This window comes from Amycolatopsis sp. NPDC047767 (assembly GCF_040704195.1).
Lineage (GTDB): Bacteria > Actinomycetota > Actinomycetes > Mycobacteriales > Pseudonocardiaceae > Amycolatopsis.
Genome location: NZ_JBEYSJ010000014.1, coordinates 99,444 through 114,668, shown reverse-complemented (window position 1 = coordinate 114,668; position 15,225 = coordinate 99,444). Strand labels below are relative to the sequence as shown.

Genomic DNA, 15,225 nt, shown 5'->3' with positions numbered 1-15,225 from the left:
CACGACCGCGGCTCTCCCGCTCATCGCCGGCCCTGCCGCTGCGCGGGCTCCGCGGCCAGCTCGCCGGCGATGGTCCGCGCCCAGGCCCGGATCATCGGCCAGTCGCGGTTGTCGCCGTCCGGTACTCGCAGCGCGGCGACCACGGCCCGTTCGGGGAAGCGCAGCTTCGCGCGCTCGATGCGGCCGCCGAAAAGCCGGTGCTCGCGGGCGCCCGAAGCGACCAGCACGTCCGAGACGTCCACCGGATCCTCCCCCGGGTGCGCCTGCTCCCCCGCCGGCCCGCTGGAGAACAGCCACACGGGGACGCGGCGCAGCTCCTCCTGGTGCTCGTGCACGACACGACGGGCGCTGTCGAGCCAATGCCCGAAGTAGACCGCGCTGCCGAGCACCGCCGCGTCGTACCCCGCGAACGACGTGACGTGCTCGGCATCGCGCACCTCGGCCTCCACCACGACACCGGTTTCCTCGAGCGAAGCCCTGGCCGTCGCGGCGATCTGCTCGGCGATTTCCCTCGTGGCGCCGTGCCTGGTCGCCACCACGACGAGAATCCTCATGGCCAGCCGCCTTCCGATCGACCCCCTCACCGTGGCGTCCCGCCGCGGCCCGCGGCAGAGCAGGAAGTCACTTCCGGCGATGACGAAATCGGCCACGCACACACCGTCCGATCCTGGCGCGCGCACGGGGGCGCGCCGAGCCTGGACACTCCACCCCCGCCCGAAGAGGAGGAACCATGACGGATTCCCACCCGCAGGCACCCGATCTGCTCGGCGACCGGTTCGTCCCGCACCCCCAGTTCTCCCTGGTGCGCCATGAGATCGTCGACGCGCCGGCCAAGGAGACGTACGCGGCGGCACGCGACCTCGACCTGACGGACGTCCACAGTGGACTTCTGACCGTCACGGAGCGGGTCCGCGAGCTGCCCGCGCGCTGGCGCGACCGGCGCCACGGCCCGCCCCGGCAGCCCACCCGCCTGACCGTCGACGACCTCGACAGCGGTTCCGACTGGGCGCTCCTCGGCGAGCACCCGGGCACCGAGTTCGCGGTCGGCGTCGCCGGGAAGTTCTGGCGCCCGGTCGTCACCTGGCGCCGGGTCGACCCGGACGACTTCGCGGCGTTTTCCGAACCCGGGTACGGGAAACTGGTGATCACGTTCGGCGTGCGGTCCTACGGAGTCCACCACAGCCTGCTGACCGTCGACAGCCGAGTGCAGATGACGGACCCGCAGAGCTGGCTCAAGTTCCGCCGGTACTGGCGAATCGCCCGGCCCTTCGCCCAGGCGGCGCACGCCACGCTGGTGCGGACGATCTCCGAGGAGGCACGGGCCCGGGCTCTCGCCGCCCCCGGCCGGCCGGATTGAACACGCTGCTCGACCCGGCGGCCGCGGCTTCGGGAACCGGCTCGGGTTCCCCGCAGGCGTATCGGACACCACGGCTTTCCCGATCGCGCGCCGTCCCCCGACCGGCGGGTCACGGCATCATCCGGTGGCGCGACCGACCTTCCCGCCGAGCCGCCCCCACCGAGTCGTCACCGCCGCACCGGATCCTCAGCCGCGGCCGGACCCGGTCCGCTGGGCCCGGGCGAGGGACTCGCCCCACTCCCGGGCGCGGGCTCGTTCTCCCTCCACCAGCCGCGTTTCGCCGTCCACCACCTCGACGAAGAAGCTCGTCGCCGGGACGATCGGCGGATGACCGAGGCGGCGCAGGATCTTGTCGGCCACCCTCGCGGCGGAGCCGGTCAGCCACCGAGGTTTGTGGAGCCTGGTATCGAACGCGGCCGTGGTCGTTCCCGGTGGCAGGACGTGAAACCCGCCCAGCCACTCGCGCATCCCCGACTCGTGCGTGAGAGTCCCTTCCGGGGCCTGCTCCGCCGCCGCCTTGCGCGTCGACGGCCGGCTCATCCCGTGGACGTGCGTCGGCGCGCCCACCACGAGCAGGTCGCGCCCCATCAGATCGCGCGGCGCGAGGTCGACGGGGACGACCTCGGCGGAACCCAGCCCGTCCGCCACCGCGCGGGCCACCTCTTCGGTGTCACCGAACATGGACTCGTACACGATGATCGCGTGCATCCCGTCCACCTCCTCACCTGTCGAGCCGAGCCGGCTCGTGCGTGCTGCCTTCGATGTCCTCCGCGGCGACGTCCAGCAGCCGGTGCGCGAGCGCGCTCAGCGCCCGGGCGGCGGCGAGCTCGTCGCCGATCTCCGGGACGTCGCGGTCGACCGGGTTGAGCCGCGCGGTGCCCGCGGCGTCGAGCGGCGTACCCGACCCAGTGTGCAGCCGGGCCGTGGCGTTCGTCCGCCCTTCGTCTTCGCTGAGCAGCACTTCGACGTGCCATTGCCTGGTGTGCATGACTTCCTCCTGTTCCGCCGACGGTTCACGAGCGCGTTTTCCTGCTCGCGATGGCGAACCACTCCTGCTGCCACTTCCCCATGCGGTGGCGGTTCAGTGCGAAGACGGCGATCCCGTAGAGCAGCGCCAGCCCGAGCCACCCCGCGAACAACAGCCCGGCCGCGGCCGCGACCGCGTTCACGACGGCGGCGGCGGCGCTCAGCGGCGGGTCGACCACGACGCCGGCGCGATCCACCCAGATCGGCACGGTATCGCCGCGGTGGGAGCCTTCGATCGCATCCACCTTCCCGACGTGCCGGACGCCGTCGGCGGAGTGCCAGGTCGCGTCGGTCGGCACCGGGCTGCCGGCGGCGCCGCTGCGGCCACTCACGGAAACCGGCGGACCGTCCGCGAGCAGAGTCGCCGTCACCGGCGCGTAGTCGGCGAGTTCCCGCGCCGAGACCGCCTGCTGCGAAGCGTAGACCGACGAGCCGGCGGCGGCCGAGAACGGGACCGCGGCCAGGGCCGCGAGAAGCACCATGAGCACCAGTCCGGCCTGCAGCCGGTCCGAAGTCCGCGCGACGGAACCGCGTGCGGGAACGAGCACGTGCCACCACCGCGGCAAGCGGTTCGCCGAGGGGATCATGTCTCGCGCCTTTCCGTTCGACGGGCCGGTTTCCGCTCAGCATGGGCCGCGCACCGGCCGGCCCGAAGAGGCCTTCTGCCCGCATCGCCGGGTCGCCGGTCCCCGGCGTGCACCCCTGCCGGTGTCCGGCCGAGGACCAAAGACCCTTGGCCCGTCCTGGCCGCGGGCGTCAAGGTCGGACGAGACACCCACGCGCCCGAACGGAGAACCGCGATGCGAACGCGTGACGTCATGACGACCCCGGTGATCAGCGTGACTTTCGACGCTTCGCTCTCCGAAGCCGCTCGCGTGATGACCCGATGGGGCTTCACGACCCTGCCTGTAGTCACCCGTTCGGCCAAGCTCGTGGGTCTGATCAGCGAAACGGACCTCGTCCAGGCCGGCTTCCCCGGCGACTCGGCCACCGGGGACCCCGACACGGGTGTCCTGCTCGCCGGCCATCGCACCGTGTCCGCGGTCATGCGCCCGTGTGTCACGACCGCGACCCCCGACCTCGACGCCACCGCGCTGGCGCACCGCATGACCGAAGCCGGGGTGCGCGCGCTGCCCGTGGTCGACGACAGCGGGTTGCTGGTGGGCATGGTGACGTTCCAGGACCTGCTGCGCGTCCTGCCCGCCGGAGAACCGTCCTCATAGGACATCGCGGCAGGTGGTCAGCGAGCGGGCACGTCGGGGGCGCGCACGGTCGTCACGTCCGCCACCGGACGGCGCGCCGTCATCCGCGAAGGCAGGCCGTGGCCGAGCCGCAGCAGCGTGTGCGGCCGGCCGGTGCCGCGGAAGAGGTCGAGCAACGGTGCGCGGGTGCCCGGCGCCTCGAAGGGCTGCGACACGAACGACGAGGCGAGGCCTTCCGCGGTCGCGGTCAGCAGGACTCGTTGCAGCACCAGCCCGGCACGCACCTCGGCGGCCGCACCGTGGTCGCGGGTCAGCACCGCGGCCAGCACCGGATCCTGCTCGAACGAGCGGGGCACGATGGCCGGGTTCTCGTGCGACGAACGCAACGGCGACGTCCCGGGCACGTCCGGCGGGGGGCCGAAGGCGATCGTCGGCACTCCGTCCGGGCTGTCGGGCTCACGGCCCGTCCACCGGGCGGTCTCGGCGCGGAACTCGGCGTCGAGCGATTGTTCGGACTCGGCCCGGCGGACGAGCGCGGTCACCTTCGGGTACCGGCCCGACGCGTCGAGGAACTCCAGCACCCCACCCTCACCGAGCGCGGCGGACTTGAGCCGCGCGCGGGCGACCGGCGACACCGGGTGCGCGGACATCGGGCGGCGGTTGGTGTGCCGGCGCCAGACGGCCTCGACGAGCCGCCGGTCGGGCAAGGCCGGGCACGTGCCGCCGACGACCCGCACGACGGCGAGCAGGTCCGGGCGGTCGGGTTCGGGGATGATCCGCACCGCGGCGTCGAATCCGTTGGCCCGCAACATGATCACCAGGTTGTACACCGCCGCCCCGCACGAGAGCCGGGCCTCGCGGGAATCCGGGTCGGCGACGGGCAGGACGCGGTCGTGGTCGAGCCACACTTCGATGCGGGGCCCCTCGACCACGAACCGCCACGGCTGGGTGTTGTGCGGTGACGGCGCGCGGACCGCGGCCGACAGGGCCTGTTCGACGACGGGGGAAAGCACTGTGGTCATCGTGGTCTCCTGGGCGAGCCGGCCCGGGTCAATCCGGGAGCAGGTCGGCGAGGGGGCGGCGGGGCGAAGGCGGCGCAGGGGCCAGCGAGTGCCCGTAGCGGAAGATCACCTGCGGCAGTCCCGGCAGGGCCAGCCGCTCGGCGAGCACCTCGCGGAAGCCGCACAGGTGCAGCGGCTGGGTGAGGACCGACCCGGCGAGTCCGCGCGCGGTCGCTTCCAGCCACGTCCGGGCGCACCCGGCGCCGGCGGCGAGGTGTTCGCGCCGGCTGTCCCCCTCGGTGCAGAAGACCAGGAGGTGCTCCGCTTCGAGCCGCGCGGTGAGCCGGGCGTCGTCCGGCACCGGCGTTTCGCGGCGCACCAGCCCCGCGGCGGGCAGCGACTCGGAACCGAGCGCCGCCTCGGGCACTCCGTCCTCGGCGCCCGACGCGTGGGAACCGAACGTGCTCGCGGTCCACGCGCGCAGCTCTCGCTGGTAGGCCGGGTCGGCACGGAAGGCCCGGGTGGCGAAACCCAGCATCGCACCCAGTTCGCCGAGATGCCGGGGCACCACGGCGCACACGCACGTCTCGCCGCCCGCCGCGGACACCGCCTTCTGGTCCACTTCGGACACCGGCTCGGCCGAGAACCAGCGGCGGTGGCTGCGCCGGCGCCCGATGGCGTGGAAGCGCGCGAGCTCGGCGTGGTCGGGGCTGAAGCCCGGCTCGGCGTGGACCGTGGCCACGACCGCACCGCCGGCGGGGTAGGTCGTGGTGGTCGCCCGGCACAGCACCCGAGCCGCCGTCTGCAGGTGCGCGAGCGCCGCGCCACAGGAAACCATGCGGTCGCGGCCCTCCGGGTCGTGGCTCGGCAGCGCCACGGAAGCGCGCTCGATCAGGTCTACGTCGCTGTGCCGGACCCGCATGCGCCACGGTTGCGTGTTGTGCACGGACGGGGCCCGGCTCATCGCCCGGGCGAGCACCGCGATCTCGGAAGGAGCGAGCGCCGTCGCCTGCGCCGAGGTCCTCATGTTCCACTCCTGTACCCGGAGACGGTCACTCCGGCGAACCCCATGCTCGCCGTCCCGCGATCCCGCCGATGGGGCCCAAAGTCACCGCGCCCACGGCAGACGTCCTCGCCCGTACCGGTGACCTCGTGCCCTAGCCCCGCCCGACCCCCTAGACCACGCTCGACCGGTGACCCGAGGAAAGGCGTGTGCGATGAGTTCCGCGAACCCGGCCTCCGGCCGCCTCATCCTCGTCGGCTTCGACGGCTCTCCGCAGAGCGACGCGGCGCTGCGCTGGGTGCTCGGCGTCGCCGCCCAGCCCGGTGACTCCGTGCGGGCCGTGCTGGTGCGGCCGGCGGAAACCCTGTTGCCGGGCTCGTCTTTCGCGCCGCAGCCGCGCGGCCGCCGGGCCGCCGGTGCGTACGCCCCGCACGACGACATCGCGCGCATCCGCGCCCAGTTCCCGGGCGCCGCGGACGTCACGATCTCGACCCCGCGGGGCGATCCGGCCACGGAGCTGATCACCGCGTCCACCGAAGCCGATCTGCTCGTGGTCGGCGCACACGGCGCCGGCCGTACACGGGAACTGCTGCTCGGCAGCGTTTCGCGCGACTGCGTGCGCTATTCGCGCTGCCCGGTCGTGGTCGTCCCGCCCGGGGCCGCGCGCCGCCTGGCCGCGGCCACGTCCGCCTGACCGCCGAGACACGCCGGGATCAGCCGAGACGCGCCGGGATCACCGCAACGGCGCGGTCCACTGAAGCCGCACGCCGCCGCCGGGACGCGAGTCGAGCGTGAACGTGCCGCCGGCCGACTCCGCGCGGTCGCGCAGGTTGGCGAGCCCGCTCGCCGCGATGTCGGCCGGCAGGCCCGCTCCGTCGTCGGCCACCGAGATCTTGATCTCGCCGTCGCGCACCGACACCGACACGGTCAGCGTCGCCGCGCCGGAGTGGCGCACGGCGTTGCTCACGGCCTCGCGCACGACCGCCTCGACGTGGTCGGCCAGCAGCGGGGGAACCGTGTCCAGCGTGCCGGCCATGCTGATCGTCGGGTGCAGCGGAGCGTCGTCGGTGAGCTCGGCGATCGCGTCGTGCAACCGGTGCCGCAGCCGGGTCTCCCCGGCGCTCCCGCCGTGCAGGTCGAAGATCGCGGTCCGGATCTCGTGCACGATCTCGTGCATCTGGTCGACGCTTTCCTGCAGCCGGCGCCGCAGGTCCGGGTCCTGGGCCCGGCGCTGGGTGCCCTTCATCGCGAGACCGACCGCGAACAGCCGCTGGATGACGTGGTCGTGCAAGTCCCGGGCGATGCGGTCGCGATCGGACAGCACGTCGAGCTCGCGGGCCGCGCGCTGCTGCGCGGCCAGCTGCAGCGCCAGCGCCGCCTGGTCCGCGAACGACGCCACGACGGGCAGCTGCACCGTCCCGAACGCCGGCGCGCCCGGCTCCCGCATCGCGATCAGCACCCCGGAGGTGCGCTCACCGGCGCGCAGGGGGACCACCAGTGCGGGGCCGTACCGCCGGTGGCCGTCGAGGGCGAGCTCGGCGACGCGGCGGGGCGTGCGGTCGCGGTACACCGAGCCGGGCACGGTGCCGGCGATTTCGATGCGCTGCCCGGTGAGCTCGTCCGCGCGCACGCCCGCACACACCGTGACCGTGAGATCGTCGGGCTCGGTGTCCGGGTCCTCGTCCGAATCCAGCCGGCCGGCCCCGGGCAGCACGAGCATCGTCGCGTCCGAGCCGGTCAGCTCGAGTGCGCGCCCGGCGATGAGGTCCAGCGCGTCGACCGGGTCGGTGCCGCCGAGCAGCTCGGTGGTGATCTCCCCGGTCGCGCCCAGCCATTGCTGGCGCAGGCGCGTCTGCTCGTAGAGGTGGGCGTTCTCGATCGCGATCCCGGCCGCGGCGGCGAGTGCCTGCACGATGACCTCGTCGTCGTCGGTGAATCCGGCCGCGCCGCGTTTCTCGGTCAGGTAGAGGTTGCCGAAGACCTCGTCGCGCACGCGCACCGGAACACCGAGGAACGAGTGCATCGGCGGGTGGTTCGCCGGGAAGCCCACCGACGCCGGATGGGCCGAGATCTCGTCCAGCCGCAACGGTTTCGCGTCGTCGATGACCACGCCCAGCAGGCCGTGACCCTCCGGTAGGTCACCGATCCGCGCGTGTGTTTCCGCGTCGATCCCCCGGTACACGAACTCGGCCAGCGGACCGTCGTCTTCACCGAGCACGCCGAGCGCTCCGTACCGCGCCTCGCCCAGCTCGACCGCCGCCCGCACGATTCGCTGCAGCGTGGTGTCGAGCTCGAGGCCGGACGCGACGGACAGCACGGCGTCGAGCAGGCCGTCCATCTTGTCGCGGGTGCCGATCAGCACCTCGATGCGCTCCTGGAGGTCGCGCAAGGTCTCCCGCAGGTGCAGCTGGGACAAGGTGCCCGACAGCCGACGGCCGCCTCCTCCTTCCTCCGTGCCCGGCATCCCGTCACCCTCTTCCGCGCCGGCTCGCCACCGCGGGGCGATTGGTGACTTTGTCCCCTGTGTCCGGGAGGACGGGGCGCCCACGCTGGCCATGACGACTCTCCACCAACAGTCTGCCGCTTCGCGTGGCAAAGGGAGACCGATGACTCTCCGAGTGGAGCCGGCCGGACGGCTCGACGCCGACCAAGTGGTCTCGGCGCTGCGGGCCGCGACGCTGGCTCCGTCCACTCACAACACCCAGCCCTGGCTCTTCACGAGCGGCGCCGCGGGCATCGAGCTCTACGCGGACGCCGACCGGGTGCTGCCGGTCGCCGACGCCGACCGGCGCGAGCTCATGCTCTCCTGCGGCGCGGCGCTGTTCAACCTGCGGATCACGATCCACGCGCTCGGGGTGCACCCCGACACCGTGCTGCTCCCCCGCCGCGACGACTCCGATCTGCTCGCGGTCGTGCGGCCGCGCAACCCGGTCGCGCTCGACCACCGGCTCGTCAGGCTGGCCAAGGCCGTCCCGCGGCGGCACACGAACCGCACACCGTTCAGCGGCGGCCCCGTCCCGGCGGAGGTCGTCGGCCTGCTCCGCCGCGCCGCGGAGGCCGAGCAGGCGTGGCTGCCCCGGCTCGACGACGACCAGCTCGCCTGCCTGCGCGAACTCGTCAGCGAAAGCCACCTCGTCCAGGAGCGCGACCCGGCGTTCCGCGCCGAGTGGCGGCGCTGGACCGGACGGGCCCGGACGGCCCGGGACGGCGTGCCCTCCTCCGCCGGCGGAACCCCGGCCGCCGACGACAGCTGGGTGCTGCGCGACTTCGGCGACCCGGCCGAACGGGTTTCCGCTCCGGCGCCGCCGCTCGTCGTGGTGATCGGGTCCTTCGGCGACTCGCAGGCCGACCGGCTGCGGGCCGGGCAGGCGATGCAGCGGGTGCTGCTGACCGCGACCGCCCACGGCCTCGACGCCTCGTTCATCTCCCAGCCGGTCCAGGTCCCCGCGACGCGGATCCGGTTGCGGCAGCTGCTGGGCGACGGGCTGTGGCCGCAGATCGTGCTGCGCATCGGCTACGGCGCCCCGGTCGCGTGGACCCCGCGGCGGGCTCTCGCCGAAGTGCTCAGGGAACGCTCGTCGCTCACCGCGTGAGCGCTCAGTCGCGCCGGCCACGCAGTTCCGTCGCGAGCACCGCGGCCTGGGTGCGCCGCGCCAGGCCCAGCTTCGTCAGGAGCCGCGAAACGTAGTTTTTCACCGTCTTCTCCGCCAGGAACATGCGCTCGGCGATCTGCCGGTTCGTCAGTCCCTCGCCGATCAGCTCCAGCAACGTGCGTTCCTGTTCGGACAGCTGGGCCAGTGGCCCCTTCTTTTGCGCGGTGTCGCGGATCTTCGTCATCAGCGCCGCGGCCGCGTGCGCGTCGAGCAGCGATTTGCCGGCACCGACCTCGCGCACCGCCGACACCAGGTCGACCCCTTTGATGTCCTTGATGACGTAACCGCTCGCCCCGGCCAGCACGGCGTCGAGCATCGCCTGTTCGTCGGTGTAGGACGTGAGCATCAGGCACTTCAGCCCGGGCAGCTTCGACAGCAGCTCGCGCGCCAGCTCGACGCCGTTGCCGTCGGGAAGGCGCACGTCCAGCACCGCGACGTCCGGCCGCAGCGCCGGGATGCGGGCCAGCGCCTGCGAAACACTGCCGGCCTGACCCACGACGGTGAGCTCCTCGTCGTCCTCCAGCATCTCGGCGACGCCGCGCCGGACCACCTCGTGGTCGTCGACCAGGAAAACCCGCAGCATTCGACTGTCTCCCACTCCGGCACAGCGGTGCCCCGTGCGGCCACGAGAAGCGTACGACCGCGCGCGCCGCGGCGGCGATGACGGAAGTCCCCGGCCACCGGCAGGAAGTCCCTTTCACGCGGGCACGGACCAGGACAGCCGGGACCGCCCCCGATCGTGGTCCACGACCAGCGTGCCCCCGCGTTCGCGTGCCCGGCCGCCGAGTGCGTCCAGCTCGGGGCCGGCGGCCAGATCCAGGTCCTCGGCGCCCGCGCACCGCACGACGGCCAGCAAGCGGTCAGGCTCCGCGCTGAGCGTGACATCGGCCGACGTCGCGCCGGCCCTGGCCACCACTCGCAGCGCCTCCTTGAGGAAGGGGATCACGGCCTCGGGCGGACAGGCGTCGAACTTGCCGGAGAACTCCGTGGCCGGGGTGAAGCCGAGTGCCGGAGTCGCCTCGGCGAGAACGCGCAGCACGTGGTCACGCAACGGTTCCTCCGGGCCCGGAGCGACGTCGTCGAGCCGGAACACGGTCGCCTGCACGTAGCCGATGATGTCGTCGAGCTCGGCGATCGTGTCCCGCAGCCGCGCGGCGACGATCCTCGATTTCGCCAGGCCGACCGTGCTCTGCAAGGACAGCCCGGTCGCGTACAACCGCTGGACGAGATTGCCGTGCAGCTCGGCGGCGATCCGGTCGCGCTCGTCGTGCAGGGCGTTGCGCTGCTGCTCGACGCGGGCCCGCGCCAGCTCGATCGCCACGGCGGCCTGGTCGGCGAACGCCGCCGCCATCGCGAGGTCGTCTTCGGTGAACAGCGGCCGCCCCGCCCGCCGGGCGGCGGTCAGCACGCCGGTCACCCGGCCACCCGCGGTCAGCGGCACCACGAGCACCGCATCGAGGTCCAGCTCGACGAGCGGCCGGGCCGCCAGCCGAGCCCGCTGTTCCGGCCAGGAACCCGTCATCGGCGTCCCGCTCGCCATCACCGTTCCCGCCAGCGTCGTCTCCGCGGGTACGTGCGCTCCGACCAGGCGGTCCGCTTCGAGGCCGACCGCGCGGTCGACCCGCAGCGCACCGGTTTCCCCCGTCGGCCGGATGATCGTGACGAGATCCGCGGCGGCGAGCTCCCGGGTGTGGTTCGCGATCAGGTCCAGGGGGCTTCCCGAATCCGACGACAGGAGCTCGCGGGCGATCTCGGCGGAGGCGCGCAGCCAGGCCTGCCGGCTGCGCGCGGTCTCGTAGAGGCGGGCGTTTTCGATCGCGCTGCCCGCGGCGGCCGCGAGCGCCAGCGCGAGCTGCTCGTCTTCGGCGGTGAACCGGCCGCGTTGTCGGTCGGCGAGGTAGAGGTTGCCGAACACCGCGCCACGCACGCGGATCGGCACGCCCAGGAAGCTCTCCATCTGCGGGTGGGCCGCCGGGAACCCGATGGAGCGGGGGTCCTCCTGCAACCGGGTCAACCGGATCGGCCGCGGGTCCTCGATCAGGGCCCCGAGCAGGCCTTTGCCCTCGGGCAGGTGCCCCACCTCGGCGACGGTGCCCGCGTCCATGCCGACGTGCACGAACTCCAGCAGCCGGCCGTCGGCACCGATCACCCCGAGTGCGGCGTACCGCGCGCCGATCAGCTCGCGCGCGGCGTCGACGATCCGCCGCAGGAGCGTGGGAAGCGCGAGGTCGCTCGTGATCGTCTGGGTCGCTCGCAGCAGGCCCCGCAACCGGCCCTGGGTGCCGATCACCTCTTGGGCGCGATCCACCAGCTGGCCCAGCAGCTGGTCCAGCTCCAGCCGCGGCTGGTCGGGAAACGTCAACCGGCCAGGCTCGGCTACGTCGTCCTCGCTCACCGCAACTCCCGCACGTCGGCAGCGCGCACTTCAGACGAAACCCGCGAAGCGCCTCAGTTTCGCCGCAGCCGGGCGAACCCGTCAAGCCACCGGCGGCACGGCCGCCGGGGAGTTGACCACGGGTTTTCCGCTGACGTGCACCCGTACCGGCCCGCGGAGAGCCGTTACCGTCGCGGCTCCGGCCGGACCACGAGCACGGGGCAGGACGAGTGGTGGATCAGTGCCTGGGCGGTCGAGCCCAGCAGCATTCCCGTGAAGCCGCCGCGGCCGTGGCTGCCGACCACCACCAGCTGTGCCCGGTCGGACTCGTCGAGCAGCGCGTGCCGCGGCCGGTCCCGGACCAGCGCCCGGCGGACCTCCACGTCGGGGAACTTCTCCTGCCAGCCGGCCAGCCGCTGGGCCAGCAGCCGCTCCTCCGTCGGCTCGAGCGATTCCGGCTGGGGCATCAGGCGGGCCGTGCTGTCCGCGGAGTCGTACGTGACGTCGTTCCACGCGTGCACGGCCACGAGCGGCACACCGCGGAACGCCGCTTCCTCGAAGGCCGCCGCGACGGCGGCCTCGCTGTTCGGGGTGCAGTCGACGCCGGCCACGACCGGGCCCTCCAGCGGAACCGGGCCGTCGCCGTGCCGCCCGCGGACCACCGCGACCGGGCACTCGGCGTGCGCGGCCACCGTGGCGGCCGTGGAGCCGACGAGCATCCCGGCGAAGCCACCGGTGCCGCTGCGGCCGACCACGATCAGCCGAACCCGCCTCGACCGGTCGAGCAACGCGGGGGCGGAATCGTCGAAGAGCACGCCGGTTCGCACGGCGAGGGCCGCGTCGACGGACAGGGCCAGCTCGCGAGCCGCCGAGACCAGCCGCTCACCTTCCTGCCGGAACTGCTCGAACAGCTCGTCACTCCCGGCCAGGCCGCCACCGTAGTAGAGCGCGGCGCCCTGCAAGCAGTTCACGAGTTCCAGCGCGAGCCCCCGCCCGGACGCGAGCCGCGCGGCCCAGCGGACCGCCTCGTCCGCGCCGGCCGAACCGTCGACGCCGACCACCACGGTGGTGCTGTTGTGCGTGGTCATGACCACGGGTCCTCTCCCGACGCGACCGTCTCGGCTCCGACGACACCCGGCACGGCCAGGGCGAGCAGCGTCGCGACGTGGCGGTCGGTCCGGTCGTCGTAGCGGTCGACGATCCGCACGATTCCGTCGTGGACTTCGACCTTCCAGCGGTCGGTGCCGCCGTAGATCTCGAGCCGGTGGCGCACGTCGGCGGAAATCGCGCTGTCCGCCCGGGCGAGCACGCGGACCACGTCGCCCCGGGTGACGATCCCGACCAGGCGGCTGCCGTCGACGATCGGCATCGCACGGATCCTGGCGTCGACGAGGGCCTGGCAGAGTTCGGCGATGTCGGTCCCCGACGACATCGCGGTGACCGGCGTGGTCATCACCTGCTCGACCGAAGTCTCCGCCACCGACGGGGTTTCCGGGTGCAGATGGGCCGACCGCGCGTCGGCCGGGAGGCGCCCACGGATCAGGTCGGCTTCGGTGACGATGCCGACGAGGCGTTCGTCGTCGTCGACCACCGGCAGTGCGGTGAACCGATGTTCGGAAAGCACCTCGGCCGCTTCCTTGGCCGGCGCCGCCGGGGACACCGTCACCACCGGCGCGGACATCAGGTCTCGTGCGCGCATGGAGTTCACCTCTTCATTCGTCACACCGAAAGTAGCCACCGGGCGGGGCCGGCCACGCCGGTCCGGAGTCACCACCGCGAAGGACCAACGTCACCGGCTGCGCGCCGGCGCGGTCGCCCGGGCGCCGTGCCGGTTGCCGGCACGACTGTCCACAAGGGACGCTTCCGCCGCGCGGGTGCGCGGCTCCCGATCACCGCGAACCCAGCGGCCCGAGGACACGGCGAGTGACCCGGCCGCCGCCGGCCGCGGAGGTTCACGACGATTGGCCGCCCGGGCGGACGACCGCGACCGGGCACGCGGAGTGCACGAGCAGCGCTCGGCTGGTGGAGCCCAGCATCATCCCGGTGAACCCGCCGCGGCCCCGGCTGCCCACCACGACGAGCCGCGCGTCCGCACCGAGCTCCAGCAGGGTCCGCACCGGCCGTCCCCGGACCACCACGACGTCGATCGGGAGGTCGGGGAACTTTTCACGCCAGGGCGCGAGCTGATCGGCAACCCGCCGTCGCTCGGCCGCGGCGACGTCCTCCGGACGCGTGGCCGCCGCCCGCAACCGTCCCTCCGGCGTGATCTCGTTCCAGGTGTGCACCGCCACGAGCGTGGTGCCGCGGGCCGCCGCTTCTTCGCACGCGTAACCCAGGGCGTCGTTGCTTTCGGGAGACCCGTCGAGCCCGGCGAGCACCGGGCCGGCGCTCGGCGGCGGGTCGTCCGGCCGGCGCCCGCGCACCACGACGACCGGGCACGGTGCGTGGGCGGCGAGGGAGACCGCGGTCGAGCCGATCAGCAGCCCGGTGAACCCGCCCAGCCTGCGCGAGCCCAGCACCGCCACTTCCGCGTTCGCGCACTCTCGCAGCAGGACGCCCACCCGGCCGCCCTCCACGACCGCCCGCTCGATCCGCAGCGACGGCCACTCGGCCAGCACAGCACCCTCGGCCTCGGCCACCCCCGACTCGGCGCGCGACCGGAACCCTTCGCGGACGGCGGTCACAGCCATTCCCGAGACTCCCGGCGACGGGACCACGTACGCCTGCACGAGCCTCAGCACCGCGCCCCGCCGCGCAGCCACCTCGGCGGCCCAGACCGCGGCATGCCGGGCCGAAGCCGAACCGTCCACGCCGGCCAGCACCACCCGGTCGTCAGGCCGGGACACCGCGCGCACCTCCGTCCGGCTGCCGCGGCCGCTCGAACCGCGCAAGGTCCGTTTCGCCACGCGCGGTCGTCTCCGCTTCGACCCGGGCTCCCCTCACCACGAGCCAGTCGCCGCGTCGTGCGTGCATCACTCCTCCTCGAGATCAGGTTCGGCGGCCCGGACCGCGGCCTCGCGAGTCAGCTCGCGCCGGCCAGTTCCACCGCCGTGACGCCCTCGACCGTTTTCGCGAGAGCGGTGACGAGCCGGCGTTCGGCCTCGTCGGCGAACGTGCCGTGGACAGTCACCAGACCTTCGGTGACGGAGACGGACCACCGGTCGCGGTGGCCCGTGTAGTCCTTGAACAAGCCGCGGACCTGCGCGGTGATGGCGTCGTCGTGCCGCACGAGCGCGCGCAGCAGATCGCACCGGCTGACCATCCCCGCCAGACCACCGTCGTCCACGACCGGGATGCTGCGCAGCCGGTCGACGAGCATGCGGGCGGCGATGTCGCTGACATCGGTGTCGAGCTCGACGACGTCGACTGCGTTGGTCATCACGGATTCCACGAGCCGGCCCGGCGCGACCGGTTCTCCGGTCAGCACCCCGCTGAGCGCGTCGGCCTCCGTGAACGAACCGACGACGCGGTTTTCTTCGTCGACCACGGGCAGCGCGGCGATGCGGTGCTCCATGAGCAGCACGATCGCCTCCCGCACCGGCGTCGCCGGCCCGACCCCGACCACCGGCCGGGTCATGATGTCCCGTGCGCGCACGGCTGTCCTCCTGA

17 protein-coding genes are annotated in these 15,225 nt (G+C 73.4%); 4 read left to right on the top strand and 13 right to left on the bottom strand.

The annotated features are described in order from the left end of the window. Positions 1–20: 20 nt before the first annotated feature. Positions 21–554: a flavodoxin domain-containing protein gene (locus AB0878_RS25010; protein WP_366582660.1), complete on the bottom strand. Its 534-nt coding sequence runs from the start codon at positions 552–554 to the stop codon at positions 21–23. A 176-nt stretch (positions 555–730) separates the two neighbouring features. On the opposite strand from AB0878_RS25010, the gene AB0878_RS25005 reads away from it, so the two are divergent. Next, positions 731–1,357 (top strand): hypothetical protein, encoded by a 627-nt coding sequence (locus tag AB0878_RS25005; RefSeq protein ID WP_366582659.1) that lies wholly within the window; start codon positions 731–733, stop codon positions 1,355–1,357. Positions 1,358–1,543: 186 nt separating this feature from the next. Here the strand turns inward: AB0878_RS25005 and AB0878_RS25000 are convergent, their stop codons facing one another. The 3 genes from AB0878_RS25000 to AB0878_RS24990 are packed head-to-tail and all read right to left on the bottom strand — an operon-like array spanning position 1,544 to position 2,970. Beyond that, positions 1,544–2,065 (bottom strand): flavodoxin domain-containing protein, encoded by a 522-nt coding sequence (locus AB0878_RS25000; RefSeq protein WP_366582658.1) that lies wholly within the window; start codon positions 2,063–2,065, stop codon positions 1,544–1,546. Between the two features lie 13 nt (positions 2,066–2,078). Beyond that, entirely contained in the window at positions 2,079–2,345 is a 267-nt protein-coding gene (locus tag AB0878_RS24995; protein WP_366582657.1) for a dsRBD fold-containing protein, read from the bottom strand. A gap of 25 nt (positions 2,346–2,370) precedes the next feature. Next, complete coding sequence (locus tag AB0878_RS24990; RefSeq protein ID WP_366582656.1) at positions 2,371–2,970, bottom strand: hypothetical protein; 600 nt, start codon at positions 2,968–2,970, stop codon at positions 2,371–2,373. 213 nt (positions 2,971–3,183) lie between these two features. Here AB0878_RS24990 and AB0878_RS24985 point away from each other — a divergent pair, with 213 nt between their 5' ends. Next, positions 3,184–3,606, top strand: coding sequence for a CBS domain-containing protein (locus AB0878_RS24985; RefSeq protein WP_366582655.1), 423 nt, complete (start codon positions 3,184–3,186; stop codon positions 3,604–3,606). A 17-nt stretch (positions 3,607–3,623) separates the two neighbouring features. Here AB0878_RS24985 and AB0878_RS24980 read toward each other — a convergent pair whose 3' ends face one another. Further along, the gene (locus AB0878_RS24980) at positions 3,624–4,607 is read right to left on the bottom strand and encodes a hypothetical protein (protein ID WP_366582654.1); all 984 of its coding nucleotides are present in this window, start codon (positions 4,605–4,607) and stop codon (positions 3,624–3,626) included. A gap of 28 nt (positions 4,608–4,635) precedes the next feature. After that, positions 4,636–5,613, bottom strand: a complete 978-nt coding sequence (locus AB0878_RS24975) for a nitroreductase (protein ID WP_366582653.1) — start codon at positions 5,611–5,613, stop codon at positions 4,636–4,638. Between the two features lie 190 nt (positions 5,614–5,803). Between AB0878_RS24975 and AB0878_RS24970 the strand changes: the two genes are divergently transcribed. Next, the gene (locus tag AB0878_RS24970) at positions 5,804–6,283 is read left to right on the top strand and encodes a universal stress protein (protein ID WP_366582652.1); all 480 of its coding nucleotides are present in this window, start codon (positions 5,804–5,806) and stop codon (positions 6,281–6,283) included. A gap of 39 nt (positions 6,284–6,322) precedes the next feature. Here the strand turns inward: AB0878_RS24970 and AB0878_RS24965 are convergent, their stop codons facing one another. Beyond that, positions 6,323–8,053: a GAF domain-containing sensor histidine kinase gene (locus tag AB0878_RS24965; RefSeq protein WP_366582651.1), complete on the bottom strand. Its 1,731-nt coding sequence runs from the start codon at positions 8,051–8,053 to the stop codon at positions 6,323–6,325. A gap of 142 nt (positions 8,054–8,195) precedes the next feature. Here AB0878_RS24965 and AB0878_RS24960 point away from each other — a divergent pair, with 142 nt between their 5' ends. Continuing rightward, positions 8,196–9,182, top strand: a complete 987-nt coding sequence (locus tag AB0878_RS24960; protein ID WP_366582650.1) for a hypothetical protein — start codon at positions 8,196–8,198, stop codon at positions 9,180–9,182. 4 nt (positions 9,183–9,186) lie between these two features. Here AB0878_RS24960 and AB0878_RS24955 read toward each other — a convergent pair whose 3' ends face one another. The 6 genes from AB0878_RS24955 to AB0878_RS24930 form a co-directional block, all read right to left on the bottom strand. Then, complete coding sequence (locus AB0878_RS24955; protein WP_366582649.1) at positions 9,187–9,825, bottom strand: response regulator transcription factor; 639 nt, start codon at positions 9,823–9,825, stop codon at positions 9,187–9,189. A gap of 114 nt (positions 9,826–9,939) precedes the next feature. Continuing rightward, positions 9,940–11,604 carry a GAF domain-containing protein gene (locus AB0878_RS24950; RefSeq protein WP_366582648.1) on the bottom strand — a complete coding sequence of 555 codons (1,665 nt, stop codon included), beginning with the start codon at positions 11,602–11,604 and terminating at the stop codon, positions 9,940–9,942. Between the two features lie 197 nt (positions 11,605–11,801). Beyond that, positions 11,802–12,704 carry a universal stress protein gene (locus tag AB0878_RS24945; protein WP_366582647.1) on the bottom strand — a complete coding sequence of 301 codons (903 nt, stop codon included), beginning with the start codon at positions 12,702–12,704 and terminating at the stop codon, positions 11,802–11,804. Beyond that, the gene (locus tag AB0878_RS24940) at positions 12,701–13,315 is read right to left on the bottom strand and encodes a CBS domain-containing protein (protein WP_366582646.1); all 615 of its coding nucleotides are present in this window, start codon (positions 13,313–13,315) and stop codon (positions 12,701–12,703) included. The genes AB0878_RS24945 and AB0878_RS24940 overlap by 4 nt, the downstream gene beginning before the upstream one ends. Before the next feature lie 253 nt (positions 13,316–13,568). Then, complete coding sequence (locus AB0878_RS24935; protein ID WP_366582645.1) at positions 13,569–14,462, bottom strand: universal stress protein; 894 nt, start codon at positions 14,460–14,462, stop codon at positions 13,569–13,571. Positions 14,463–14,638: 176 nt separating this feature from the next. Continuing rightward, complete coding sequence (locus AB0878_RS24930; RefSeq protein WP_366582644.1) at positions 14,639–15,211, bottom strand: CBS domain-containing protein; 573 nt, start codon at positions 15,209–15,211, stop codon at positions 14,639–14,641. Positions 15,212–15,225 lie beyond the last annotated feature (14 nt).